Origin of the sequence: Planococcus circulans (genome assembly GCF_020023385.1) — a bacterium.
GTDB lineage: Bacteria > Bacillota > Bacilli > Bacillales_A > Planococcaceae > Planococcus.
Genome location: NZ_JAIQCL010000002.1, coordinates 115,134 through 128,419 on the forward strand (window position 1 = coordinate 115,134; position 13,286 = coordinate 128,419).

A 13,286-nucleotide genomic window follows, 5' to 3' on the forward strand; every position below is an offset into this window, starting at 1 on the left:
GGATCGGATATGAATAAAAAATGGTGGAAAGAAGCAGTCGTCTATCAGGTTTATCCGCGCAGCTTCATGGATTCTGACGGCAATGGCCTGGGCGACATCAACGGCATCACAAGCAAATTGGATTACTTGAAAGAATTGGGCATCGATGTCATTTGGGTATGTCCGATGTACAAATCGCCGAATGACGACAATGGGTACGACATCAGCGATTACCAGGCCATTTTGGAAGATTTCGGAACCATGGAGGATTTCGACCGCCTGCTGGAAGAAGTGCACGCGCGTGGCATGAAATTGATCATCGACTTGGTGATCAACCACACGAGCGATGAACATCCTTGGTTTGTGGAATCGCGTTCCTCCCGCCACAATCCGAAGCGTGATTGGTATGTCTGGCGCGATGAGCCGCTCAACTGGGAAAGCATCTTTGGTGGACCGGCTTGGGAATACGACGAAAAGACCGACCAATATTACTTGCATGTCTTTTCAAAAAAACAGCCCGATTTGAACTGGGAAAACCCTGAAGTCCGCAATGAACTCTTTAAAATGGTCAATTGGTGGGTAGCGAAGGGCATCGACGGATTCCGCGTAGATGCCATCAGCCACATCAAAAAAGAGTACACGAACGTTCCGGATCTGGACGGCCATCTCTTTGTACCTTCATGGGAAAAGATGATGAATGTCGACGGCATCCAACCGCTGCTTCAGGAATTATACGATGAAACCTTCAGCAAACACGACATCATGACAGTCGGTGAAGCGAACGGCGTTTCAGCGGATGAAATCCACGATTGGGTCAGTCCTGAGAATGGCAAGTTCAATATGATTTTCCAGTTTGAAGACATCGGCTTATGGAACACCGAAGTGCGCAATGGCGTCAACGTGCCGGAACTAAAAGCGGTCCTCAGCAAGTGGCAGGAGAAAGTGAACGGCAATGGCTGGAATGCTTTATTCATCGAAAACCATGACCGTCCGCGCATCGTGTCGACTTGGGGAAATGACCAATCGTACTGGCGTGAAAGTGCCACGGCACTCGGATGCATGTACTTCTTCATGCAAGGGACGCCGTTCATCTACCAGGGCCAGGAAATCGGCATGACGAATGCACCGTTTGAAGAACTCGATCATTTCGATGACGTCCATACGCATAATCTGTATTTCCATAAGAAGGAAAGCGGAATGGAGCATGATGCCATCATGACCGTTCTGCGCGCAACCAGCCGCGACCATTCCCGGACACCGATGCAATGGAACAGCAGCAACCACGCTGGCTTCTCAGATGTTTTGCCGTGGATGGGCGTCAATCCGAATTACGAATGGCTGAACGTCGAAGCACAGGAAAACGATCCGCATTCGGTACTGTCTTTTTACAAACAGATGATTTGGCTGCGCAAAAATATGGACGTATTCGTCTACGGCGACTACCAGCTGGTGGACATGAACCACGACTCCGTGTTTGCCTATACACGCGAAAATGAAGATGACAAGGTATTGGTCGTAACGAACCTTGCTCAGCATGCGGTCTTATGCGCAGTGGATCCAGAAGATTCCACACTGCTTCTGGCCAATCACCAAAGCATCGACCCCGCGCAATTGCTTCCATATGAAGCGCGTGTCTACAAAATCCCAAAAGATACAAACCTGAATGGATAAGACCAGGGGGCTGAAAAACGCCCCCGACGATAAAGACCGGAGGAAACCGTGGAGGTTTTCTCTGGTTTTTTGTTTTTTATAGGAGGGATGGGGTTTCTACCGTAATCGCCACTTTTTACAGGAGGATACCGGTTTTCTACCCGCACAACTCGCGTCGCTACATGACAATTTGAGCTTTCTACATGAACAATCTTCATTTCTACCGTGATTGCCACTCTCTACAGGAGGATACCGGTTTTCTACCCGCACAACTTGCGTCGCTACATGACAAGTGGAGCTTTCTACATGAACAATCTTCATTTCTACCGGGGTCGCCACTCTTTACAGGAGGAAATTGGATTTCTACCCGTATAACTCGCGCCGCTACATGACAAGTTGAGCTTTCTACATAAACAATCTTCAATTCTACCGGGATCGCCACTTTTTACAGGAGGAAATTGGATTTCTACCCGCACAACTCGCGTTGCTACATGACAAGTTGAGCTTTCTACATGAACAATCCCCATTTCTACCGCAATCCCCACTCTCCACACAAAGACTCAACGCTTCCTATCCATTAATCACTTCCCGTGGATTCACCCACCCCATTCAAGGGTATAACTCTAACAAAGAAATCAGTATAAAGGAGTCGATCAACGTGGCGTTTGATTATGATTTGGATTACGAGAATTTGGATTTGCGGAAACATCCTGAGCTGTATCGTGTGGGAAAAGGTGAGCAGGGGGTGTTGCTGGTGGAGCCGTATAAGAGTGAAATTTTGCCGCATTGGCGTTTCAAGACGCCGGAAATTGCGCAGGAATCGTGCGATAAGATTTCGGAGATGTTCGAGGAGTACCGCAAGCAGGATGATTTTGTGGGAATGGACATGGCGCGCAAATTCATTCAGATGGGCTACACGCGGGCGCGCCGCTACACCAATTACAAAGGAGGCCGCAAATACAATGAAGACGGCAGCATCAAGGAAAGGGAAATCGATCCGGTGAAGGCGGAATCGGCAGCGATCTTCAAAAAGCGCTGGGACGAAATACGGGAAGATGAAGATTACTTGAAGCGCAAAAAGAAACATCAAAAAGAATTTGGCTGAGCTGCATCTTTTATTCCACTAAAGCGTCAAGTAGCTTGAGAACAACTTACAGAAAATGGGTGATGGGATGAAGAAGATCGTATTGGCTGGAGGCACAGGATTTGTCGGACAGTATTTGGAACAGAAATTCACAGACCAGGGGTATCAGGTTGTCATTATTTCACGGCAGCCCGGCCATTTGAATTGGAGCAACCATACCGGAATCGTCAACGCGTTGGAAGGCGCTGAGATGGTGGTCAATTTGGCGGGGAAATCGGTAAACTGCCGGTATACTGAAGCGAATAAACGCGAAATTTTCGATTCGCGGATGGAGACGACGGAAGCATTGGGAACCGCGATTCTGGCTTGTGACAATCCGCCTCCGCTTTGGATTAATTCCAGTACGTCGACGATCTATCGCCATGCGGAAGACCGGCCGATGACCGAAGCGAATGGGGAATTCGGCAGCGGTTTTTCGGTGGAGGTCGGCAAGGCGTGGGAGCAGGCGTTTTTCTCGTTTAAGCTACCGAACACTCGTCAGGCAGCGCTGCGCCTGTCGATTGTCCTCGGCAAAGACGGCGGTGTCATGACGCCTTATGAAAATATGGTGCGTTTTGGACTAGGTGGAAAACAAGGGAATGGGCGCCAAATGTTCAGTTGGATCCATCTGGAAGACGTGTACCGCATCATCCTGTTTATCCGCGACCATGAAACCATCAGCGGCGTCCTCAATACGACTTCACCTGAACCGGTCACCAATCGTGACTTGATGAAGCAGTTGCGCCTGACGATGGACCGGAAAATCGGTTTGCCGGCAACCAAGTGGATGCTTAATATGGGTGCGGTAGTTATCGGAACAGAACCGGAACTGATTTTGAAAAGCCGCTGGATTTTGCCCGAGCGGCTGCAGCAGGCTGGATTCAAGTTCACTTATCCTACGCTCGACAAAGCGTTGGAAAACATCCTTCATGACTAAAACGAATAGACCAATAGCACCAGAAAATTCTGCGGAAGCCGAATTTTGCTGGTGTTTTTTCTTTTATTTCGTTAAATTGTCTTTATTTCGAGATAGTTGGGTTTAGGACGATTGCCTTAAGGAAATGCCAAAGGAAGGGGGTGGCAAATTGACCATAGACGAGAAATTGATGACTGGCATACTGAACCGGGACCAACAAGCCCTGGCGGATTTATACGACCGATATCACCGCATCATCTGGAATATAGCGCGCCAAACCGGTTCAGGTCCTTCCGTCTGTGAGCAACTTGTCGCCCACGTGTTCCGCACGGTCTGGACCGAGCCGCAGAACTTCATGCAGAACCGCCAATTAGTGGCGCTGCTGATTGACTGCTGCCGTTCGCACCACACGGATGCCCAGATAAAAATATGCTTGTGAAAATGCTCCACATCTCAGCCGGCACACTGGCAGGAGGTGTTTTTTTATGGAAAGGAAAATTGCAGTACGCCAAAGTTGACGGACCCCGCTAATCGGAGTAGCTTAAAGGCAGTGTAACAGATTGTTCCATTTGGAACGGTTCGAAAATGAAAGATGGTGAAGTAGATGAAGGATAAGAAAGAAATGGATCCTTCCATGCAATTGATGCTGTCATTTGCCCATGTGCAGAAAAACATGGTGCGCTTCATTCAAAAGTCGGCTGCGGAAAAAGACCTGTCCATTCCGCAATACTCGATTTTGATGACGATCATCAACTGCAGGGAAATGACGCAGAAAAATATAGGGGAGAAGACCTTTCTGCCGAAAAGCACCTTGAGCCAGGCTGTGGATGGGCTGGTCAAAGAAGGCTTTCTCGATCGTCGGCAAGTAGAAGACAACCGCCGTGAAACCCTGCTGGAACTCAGTCCAAAAGGACAAGCTTTGGTGAATGAACTGCATCTCCAGGAAGATGGCCTGCATCAGGTCTTCAAAGCGGCTAGTGAACAGTTTACGGATGTCCAGGTAGAAGAGCTGCTCGATGCCCACCGGAAAATTTCGGCTTATTTAGCGGATGTAGAATTAGAGGTGGCTGCAAAATGATCAAAATCCTGAAAAACCTCAACCCCTATAAATGGGTGGTGGTGGCGGTTGTCGTATTGGTATTCGGCCAGTCGATGGCGGAGCTGTTCCTGCCGACCTTGATGGCGGACATCATCGATAACGGTGTCGTCAAAGGCAACATCCCCTATATCTGGGAAATCGGCGGCTGGATGCTGCTGGTATCTGCAATCGGTGCTATCGCAGCGGTCTTTGCCAGCTTTTATTCGGCTAAAGCGGCAATGGGCATGGGCCGAGACCTGCGGCACAAGGTCTTTAAGCATGTCGGCCAGTTTTCGCTTCAGGAATTCGATGAAGTGGGAACTGCCTCGCTGATTACGCGTACGACGAATGACATCACCCAGGTGCAGCAAGTCGTCATCATGATGCTGCGCATGGTCATCAGCGCACCAATCATGCTGGTTGGCGGCGTTATCATGGCGGTCTCAAAAGACGCCCAGTTGTCTCTCGTTATCATCGGTGCTATGCCGGTATTGGCCATTGCGATCCTGCTGATTCTGAAGTACGGCATGCCCTTATTCCAGGAAGTCCAAAAGCGGCTCGATGGCCTCAACCTGGTGGTGCGGGAAAACCTGACGGGTATCCGTGTCATCCGCGCGTTCAACCGCGAGCCGGAAGAAAAAGCGCGCCTTCAAAAAGCTAACCGTGAACTCGCAGATGTCTCCATCAAGGTCAATAAAGTCATGGCCTTCATGATGCCGGTGATGATGCTGGTCATGAACATGACGGTTGTCGCCGTCATTTGGTTCGGCGGCATCCGCATCAACAATGGTGCGATGCAGATCGGGGATTTGATGGCTTTCATCCAATACGTCATGATGATCATGTTCGCATTGGTGATGGCTTCCTTCATGTTCGTCATGGTTCCGCGCGCCGCGGTATCAGCGAAACGCATCAACGAAGTCTTGGAAATGAAACCGGCCTTCACGGACGACGGCACGGCTCAAGCGGACCGTACACGCGGTACGCTGGAGTTCGAAGGCGTTTCCTTCTATTATCCGGGAGCGGAAGAACCGGCGCTGTCGAACATCAGCTTTACGGCCAAACCGGGGGAAATCACCGCTTTGATCGGCGGGACGGGCTCCGGCAAGTCGACGCTGGTCAACTTGGTGCCGCGCTTTTACGACGTCAAGAGCGGGACGATCCGTGTCAACGGCGTCGATATCCGCGAAGCTTCGCAACAGGAAATCCGTTCGAAAATCGGCTTTGTGCCGCAGAAATCGATCTTGTTCACGGGAACAATTGCAGACAATATCCGTTTCGGCAAACAGGATGCGACGCAAGCGGAAATGGATCACGCGGCAAGCATTGCGCAGGCCACAGAGTTTATCGATCAAATCGAAGGCGGCTACTCGGCTGAAATCGAGCAGGGCGGCTCCAATCTGTCAGGCGGCCAGAAGCAGCGCCTGTCGATTGCGCGCGCGTTGATCCGCAAACCGGATTTGTATATATTCGACGACAGCTTTTCTGCGCTCGATTTCAAGACAGACGCTAAGCTACGCAAAGCTTTGAAGGATGAAACGAGAAACGCCACGGTGCTGCTGGTCGCACAGCGCGTCAGCACCGTTGTGGACGCGGACCGCATCATCGTGTTGGAAAAAGGAAAAATAGTGGGCATGGGCACACACGAAGAACTCTTGAAATCCAATGAGGTCTACCGTGAAATTGCCCTATCCCAGCTGTCAGAGGAGGAAATCGCATGAGCAAGATGGGACCTCCTCACGGCGGAGCAAATATGCCAGCAGAAAAAGCCAAGGATTTTAAAGGTACATTCCGTCGCCTTGTCTCTTATTTAAAACCGCGCCGCAAAAAGTTGGCGGCGGTGTTCCTGGTCGCAATTCTAAGTACGGTGTTTGCCATCGTCGGACCGAAAATCATGGGAATGGCAATCACCGAACTGTTTGAAGGCGCTTATGGACAACTGCAGGGAGTCCCGGGCGGCGGCATCGACTTTGGTGTCATCGGCCAGATTCTCGCCATTCTTGCCGGACTGTACCTGTTCAGCAGTTTGTTCAGCTATATTCAGCAATACATGATGTCAACGGTGGCGCAGGATACGGTCTATGACCTGCGCCAGGACGTCAATAAAAAACTGGAGAAACTGCCGCTGAAGTATTTTGATGGCCGGCCAAACGGCGAAACTTTGAGCCGTATTACCAACGACATTGATACTATCGGCAGCACGCTGCAGCAAAGTTTGACGCAATTCATCACTTCCATCGTCACCATCGTCGGGATTCTTGTCATGATGCTGACAATCAGTCCGTTGCTGACTTTGATCGCGGTCGTCTCTTTGCCGCTGTCCTTGTCCGTCATCGGACCGATTCTGAAGAAATCCCAGAAATACTTCAGCAGCCAACAAAAAAGTCTGGGCCGCCTGAACGGCCATGTGGAGGAAATGTACACGGGCCATCAGGTCGTCAAAGCGTTCGGCCATGAAGCCAAATCCAACGAACAATTCGATGCGGTCAATGAAGAGCTGTACGATGCCGGGCGCAAAGCCCAGTTCATCTCCGGAATCATCATGCCGATGATGACGTTGATCGGCAACTTGAGTTATGTGGTGATCAGTGTTGTCGGCGGGATCCTGGTGACGCAGCGCGCCATCTCCATCGGGGATATCCAGGCGTTCATCACCTATTCCAAACAGTTCACGCAGCCGATCACCCAAACCGCGAACATCGCCAACATCATCCAGTCGACGGTTGCCGCCGCTGAACGGGTCTTTGAACTGCTGGACGAAGAAGAGGAAGTCAAGGAAGTGACGACTTCTGTCCTGGCACGTGCGAAAGGCGCCGTTGCTTTTGAAGACGTCGACTTCGGCTACGGGGACAATCTGTTGATCGAGAAAATGAATATCGACGTCCAGCCGGGTCAGACGGTGGCGATTGTCGGGCCGACCGGTGCCGGCAAAACGACCTTGATCAATCTGTTGATGCGCTTCTACGAATTGAATGGCGGGCGCATCACCGTCGACGGTTTTGATTCGCGTGAGATGTCCAGAAACGAACTGCGCCAGAACTTCGGCATGGTGCTGCAGGATACGTGGCTTTTCAATGGCACGATCCGTGACAACATCGCCTACGGCAAAACCGGTGCCAGTGAAGAGGAAATCCTTGCTGCGGCAGAAGCGGCACACGCCGATCACTTCATCCGCACATTGCCGGACGGCTACGATACCATCCTGAACCAGGAAGTTTCGAATATTTCGCAAGGACAGAAGCAATTGCTGACCATCGCCCGTGCGATTCTTGCTGATCCGCCGATCATGATTTTGGATGAAGCGACTTCGAGCGTCGATACACGGACGGAAATCTTCATCCAACAGGCCATGAAACAGTTGATGGAAGGGCGCACAAGCTTTGTCATCGCGCATCGCCTGTCGACCATCAAAGACGCCGACCTGATCCTGGTCATGGACAAAGGAAAAGTCATCGAGCAGGGCACGCACCAACAGCTTCTCGACAAAGACGGCTTTTATGCCGATCTGTACCACAGCCAGTTTTCAGTGGAAGTGGCTGTATAAACTGAAAAAGGTCCACCGTGCAAAAACTGCGCGGTGGACCTTTTGCTATTCATGGTTGAATTTTTCTTCCGGCCTTTTGCGAGATTCCAAAGCGTGTGCCAGCCAGAAAATGGCACCGAGCATCAATACGGCACTGATGCCAAGAATGACCGCGTTGGGTGTGGCTTTCGTGTAGATATCCGCCAAATCGAAAATGGCGATCGACTCCGGCCAGGTCGGCGCCAGGAACATCGCAGCCGCCGCCAACGAATTATTGATGATATGCAACAGGATCGGGAGCAGCAGGTTGTTGGTCAGCAGGTACAAAAGAGAAGCAACGACGCCGAACAAGAACGCGCCGATGACATCGAGATGCAAAATGCCGAACAGCAGGCTGGAGATCAACACTCCGCCCCATACCGAGGTTTTGCCGATGAGCCGCTTCAGCAGCACGCCGCGGAACATGAACTCCTCGACGACCGGCGCCAAAATAGCGATGCTGAAAATCGTGAAGACGATATACCACGGCGTATCCGGGATCGGCAGCGTCTCCAGCATAAAGTTGACCAGCCACGGCGCAATCGGCGCCAGCATAAATAGCTGAAACCAGAACATGCTGATCGAAAAGGCGATTGATACGAGCACCAAGGCAATCAAAGCCGGCAGCCATTTCTTGACGCCGTTTAAAGACAGCACATTCCAGACGGAGGTATTGTGCTTCCGGAAATAATAACCGAAATAGATGCCGGGGACCAAAACGTACAGCACCAATTGGCTGATCACATCAAAAGCAGTGTCGCTGACATCGAGGGCAATCAGGATAATCATGGTGGCAATCATCCCCAACCCGGAAAACAAAATCAGATAACGCGCCTTCATCTGCTCGAACATGGAGCACCGCCTTTCTTTTATGTTCATAAGAGAACCCGTTCAAATAATGTATATAGAGTATACGCCAATTCCCACCGCAAGTTTCATTTTATTTGCGCCTATCTTTAGACAAAAGGGGGCGGGGCAAGTTATGCTTAAAGCAGTTTACCCGACCATTTCAGGAACGGGCAGAACGGAAGGATGAGCTGAATGGCATTTCTAGACAAACTGAACCAATTGAAAGACAAGTCGATCGAAAAAGGCAAAGCGCATTGGGAAGAAAACAAAGATGACTACAAAGAAAAAGCCACCACCTACAAAGACAAAGCGATGGTCATGAAAGACGACGTTGCCAATAAAATCAAAGAGAAAACAAAGAAATAATCGATGGATTAGTTAGGCGAACGTCGCCTGGCTATTTTTTTGCGGAAATTTAGGTGGGCTGCCGGGAATAGTGTGGGGCTACATGAACAATTGCTGTTTCTACACGCACAGTTTGGGTTTCTAAGTGAAGTATTGAGGTTGCTACATGAAGTTTACACGATGCTACCGGAATAGTAAGGGGCTACATGAAGAATCGCTGTTTCTACAAGCATTAGGTGGATCTCTACATGAAGTATTGAGGTTGCTACATGAAGTTTTCGCGGTGCTACCGGAATAGTATGGGGCTACATGGAGAATCGATGTTTCTACAAGCATTAGGTGGATCTCTACATGAAGTATTGAGGTTGCTACATGAAGTTTTCGCGGTGCTACCGGAATAGTATGGGGCTACATGGAGAATCGATGTTTCTACAAGCATTAGGTGGATCTCTACATGAAGTATTGAGGTTGCTACATGAAGTTTTCGCGGTGCTACCGGAATAGTACGGGGCTACATGGAGAATCGATGTTTCTACAAGCATTAGGTGGATCTCTACATGAAGTATTGAGGTTGCTACATGAAGTTTTCGCGGTGCTACCGGAATAGTACGGGGCTACATGGAGAATCGATGTTTCTACAAGCATTAGGTGGATCTCTACATGAAGTATTGAGGTTGCTACATGAAGTTTTCGCGGTGCTACCGGAATAGTACGGGGCTACATGGAGAATCGATGTTTCTACAAGCATTAGGTGGATCTCTACATGAAGTATTGAGGTTGCTACATGAAGTTTTCGCGGTGCTACCGGAATAGTACGGGGCTACATGGAGAATCGATGTTTCTACAAGCATTAGGTGGATCTCTACATGAAGTATTGAGGTTGCTACATGAAGTTTTCGCGGTGCTACCGGAATAGTACGGGGCTACATGAAGAATCGCTGTTTCTACACGCATTAGGTGCATTCCTACCTGAACGCTTCGACTTTCTACATGACATTCCGCACTCCCTATGCGACATCCCATTAACACAGAAAATTCAGTCTTTATATTCTCCATGATTCAAGCGATAATAGAAGAAAGGAAAAGAGCGGAGGTCATGTGATGAGAAAGACCATCTTACCAGCCATCTTCTTTTTATTCATACTACTATTGACGGCGTGCCAGGAGGAAGAGGCGCAGCCGGCACCCGAACAGCCGCCGGAAGAGCCGGTCGAAACGGTTGATTCGCCCGAAGCGCGGGTTGCAGAGTTTATTGAGCTATGGAAAAGCGGAGACTTTCCAAGCATGCATACAAATTATTTGAACCAAGGTACGCAGACGGTTTACGGTGAGGCGAATTTTGTAACTTGGCAACAGGAGCTTCATGAGCAGCTGGGCATCGACAATTTGGAGGTGTCCTATACGCCAGTAGAAGGCGCCGTATGGATGAAAGAACAACCGGCGGATTTCCCGATTCAAATTGCGTTCGATACGGTCATCGGGCCGGTGGAATTCGAAAAAACGCTGACGCTGCTGTATGAGACGCATGGGGAAGCGGAAGACTGGTTTGTTGAATGGGATCCGTCTTTTATTTTGCCGAATCTTGAAGCTGGCGATCAGGTGTCAACGCAAATTACCGAAGGGCCGCGCGGGGAAATCGTCGACCGCAACGGCGAAGCGATCGCTTCCAACAGCAGCGGCTATGAAGTCAGTGTCATTCCGGAAAACTTCGACACTTCCAAAAAGCCGCAGCTCGCGCAGTTGTTGGGGATGAGCGAGCAGGCCGTCGACGACAAGCTCAACCAGCCGTGGGTGCGGCCGCATTACGTTGTGCCGATTGCCCAGATCAAGGCAGATCAATCTACGCTGGATGAGCTGTTCACGATTCCGGGTACGACCCGCGTCGAAGTGGCGATGCGCAATTACCCGTATGGCCGGGCGCTGTCGCATATCAGCGGTTATATGGGGCCGATCACTGCCGAGCAGCTGGACGCCTGGAGTGGCCAGGGCTATTCGACCGAAGCTTTGGTCGGCCGGCAGGGCTTGGAGGAAATTTTGCAGGAGCGGCTCCGCGGGGAAGCGGGCGGCCGCATCATTCTGGAGAAACAGCGGGAAAACGCCGTCATCACGTCAGTTGACAATGAACCGGTGCCAGGCGAAACCGTGTCGCTGACCATTGACGCTGAGCTGCAGCAGGCAATTTATGGTGCAATGAGAGAACGGGCGGGAACCAGTGCCGCCATCGATCCGTATACGGGAGAAACGCTGGCGCTGGTCAGTTCACCGGGTTTTGACCCGAATGAATTTATTCCGAACATCACCAATAGCCGCTTCCAAGAGCTTGCCAATGATCCGCTGCAGCCGTTCTTCAACCGCTTTGCGGCCATTTATACGCCAGGTCCGGTGATGCAGCCGGTCACTGCGGCCATCGGATTGGAAAGCGGTACGTTAGATCCCGAGGAAGGCCTCGAAATCACCGGCAAGTCGTGGCAGCGCTACCGTTCGTGGGGCGATTACCGGGTTACGCGGCCGCGCGATGACGTGCCGAACCCGATCGATTTGGACAAAGCGCTTGCCCATTCCGACAATATCTACTTTGCCCAGCAGGCACTCAACATGCAAAACGATGATTTCCGGACAGGCCTCGAAAACTTCGGTTTCGGCGAAGAAATCGCCTTTCCGATTGAGTTGACGCCGTCTCGGATTTCACAAAATGGCACATTCGGTTCCGAAGGCCAGCTTGCCGGCACAGCTTCCGGGCAGGGGCAGATGCAGGTCAACATTCTGCATATGGCGACTCTGTACAGCCCGATTTTGACCGGCGGCAAGCTTTACAAGCCGACCCTGTTCCTGGATGACCAGGACGAGCAATTATGGAATGAAAACCTGCTGGACGCTCCGAATGCGGAGGTGCTGCAGGCGAGATTGGCCAATGCCGGCAAAGAGCTCGGAGTAGAAATTGCCGGCAAAAGCGGAAACGCGCGCGAAAGAAGTGAGCAGAACGGCTGGTTCGTCGGCTACAGCCTCGTGAATCCCAAGATGATTGTCGCGATGATGATCGAAGGGGAAGAAGAGGTGGGTGAGTTGGTGGAGCAGGTGATCAAGGCGCAGGAGTAAACAAGCAGCCAGGCGGATGGGAGCGCTTGGCTTTTTTGTGTCGTGGGGTGTGTCTCTACTCGGGTGTTTGTTGTTTTAACCCGGGCGTTTGGGGAGTCTACCCGGGTGTTCAGCGGCGCAACCCGGGTGTTCGCAATCTATACCCGAGTATTCCAACAATCTCCCATAAAAAAAGCAAGCTGCCTCAAAGACAACTCGCTTCTATATAACACCCGTTATTCAAACCGCTGATTCTCCGGCGGCCCCAATTTATCGGTCAGCACCTCCAAAATGTCATCAAAATACTTTCCTTCGTACCACATTTCTTTATACGATGCCGAGCGGATAATCGCTTTCTTGTCCACTTTCGTCACGTCGATTTGTGCCGTGTGGCTGGATCCTGTCTCCTCGATTTCCTTTTTCTTCTCCTGGATGAACGTCTCCATATCATCCGCCTCATAATGCTGAAACGTGTCCACTACCTCATCAAACAGCGGCATCGTGTCCTCCGGGCTTTCAAACAGCCAGGCATATCCCTCATTTTCATTAGCTAAGCGCAAAGTCAGTTGATATTCCAAAAACGCCATCTCCTTTTCCAAGCTAGTTGCCGAACATGAAAATCGATTTTGCAAATAAACCCCGTGGCTAAAAGCAGTCAACCAGCAGAAAAATTGCTGTATTAGGCTTATACCCGATTGTCCGGCCGACA

General features: G+C 50.6%; 11 protein-coding genes. 9 read left to right on the plus strand and 2 right to left on the minus strand.

Annotated features, from left to right (window positions below):
- Window positions 1–9 precede the first annotated feature (9 nt).
- From K8U60_RS04775 to K8U60_RS04805, 7 genes are all read left to right on the plus strand, one after another.
- The gene (locus K8U60_RS04775; RefSeq protein WP_223635161.1) at window positions 10–1,650 is read left to right on the plus strand and encodes a glycoside hydrolase family 13 protein; all 1,641 of its coding nucleotides are present in this window, start codon (window positions 10–12) and stop codon (window positions 1,648–1,650) included.
- A 637-nt stretch (window positions 1,651–2,287) separates the two neighbouring features.
- A complete protein-coding gene (locus tag K8U60_RS04780; protein WP_223635164.1) occupies window positions 2,288–2,734 on the plus strand; it encodes a DUF4385 domain-containing protein in 447 nt (148 codons plus the stop codon).
- 67 nt (window positions 2,735–2,801) lie between these two features.
- Window positions 2,802–3,689 carry a TIGR01777 family oxidoreductase gene (locus K8U60_RS04785; RefSeq protein ID WP_223635167.1) on the plus strand — a complete coding sequence of 296 codons (888 nt, stop codon included), beginning with the start codon at window positions 2,802–2,804 and terminating at the stop codon, window positions 3,687–3,689.
- A gap of 124 nt (window positions 3,690–3,813) precedes the next feature.
- Entirely contained in the window at window positions 3,814–4,107 is a 294-nt protein-coding gene (locus K8U60_RS04790) for an RNA polymerase sigma factor (protein WP_223635171.1), read from the plus strand.
- 165 nt (window positions 4,108–4,272) lie between these two features.
- A complete protein-coding gene (locus K8U60_RS04795; RefSeq protein WP_223635174.1) occupies window positions 4,273–4,746 on the plus strand; it encodes a MarR family winged helix-turn-helix transcriptional regulator in 474 nt (157 codons plus the stop codon).
- Complete coding sequence (locus K8U60_RS04800) at window positions 4,743–6,467, plus strand: ABC transporter ATP-binding protein (protein ID WP_223635177.1); 1,725 nt, start codon at window positions 4,743–4,745, stop codon at window positions 6,465–6,467. Before K8U60_RS04795 ends, K8U60_RS04800 begins: the two co-directional genes overlap by 4 nt.
- Window positions 6,464–8,290, plus strand: coding sequence for an ABC transporter ATP-binding protein (locus tag K8U60_RS04805; protein ID WP_223635180.1), 1,827 nt, complete (start codon window positions 6,464–6,466; stop codon window positions 8,288–8,290). The genes K8U60_RS04800 and K8U60_RS04805 overlap by 4 nt, the downstream gene beginning before the upstream one ends.
- A gap of 45 nt (window positions 8,291–8,335) precedes the next feature.
- On the opposite strand, the gene K8U60_RS04810 is transcribed toward K8U60_RS04805, so the two are convergent.
- Window positions 8,336–9,160 (minus strand): CPBP family intramembrane glutamic endopeptidase, encoded by an 825-nt coding sequence (locus K8U60_RS04810; RefSeq protein ID WP_223635183.1) that lies wholly within the window; start codon window positions 9,158–9,160, stop codon window positions 8,336–8,338.
- 189 nt (window positions 9,161–9,349) lie between these two features.
- On the opposite strand from K8U60_RS04810, the gene K8U60_RS04815 reads away from it, so the two are divergent.
- Together K8U60_RS04815 and K8U60_RS04820 are read left to right on the plus strand one after the other, a co-directional pair.
- On the plus strand, window positions 9,350–9,523 hold the full coding sequence (locus K8U60_RS04815) for a hypothetical protein (RefSeq protein WP_185960097.1): 174 nt from the start codon (window positions 9,350–9,352) through the stop codon (window positions 9,521–9,523).
- A 1,080-nt stretch (window positions 9,524–10,603) separates the two neighbouring features.
- Window positions 10,604–12,598 carry a penicillin-binding transpeptidase domain-containing protein gene (locus K8U60_RS04820; RefSeq protein ID WP_223635186.1) on the plus strand — a complete coding sequence of 665 codons (1,995 nt, stop codon included), beginning with the start codon at window positions 10,604–10,606 and terminating at the stop codon, window positions 12,596–12,598.
- Window positions 12,599–12,813: 215 nt separating this feature from the next.
- Here K8U60_RS04820 and K8U60_RS04825 read toward each other — a convergent pair whose 3' ends face one another.
- Window positions 12,814–13,155 (minus strand): hypothetical protein, encoded by a 342-nt coding sequence (locus tag K8U60_RS04825; protein ID WP_223635189.1) that lies wholly within the window; start codon window positions 13,153–13,155, stop codon window positions 12,814–12,816.
- Between the last annotated feature and the right edge of the window lie 131 nt (window positions 13,156–13,286).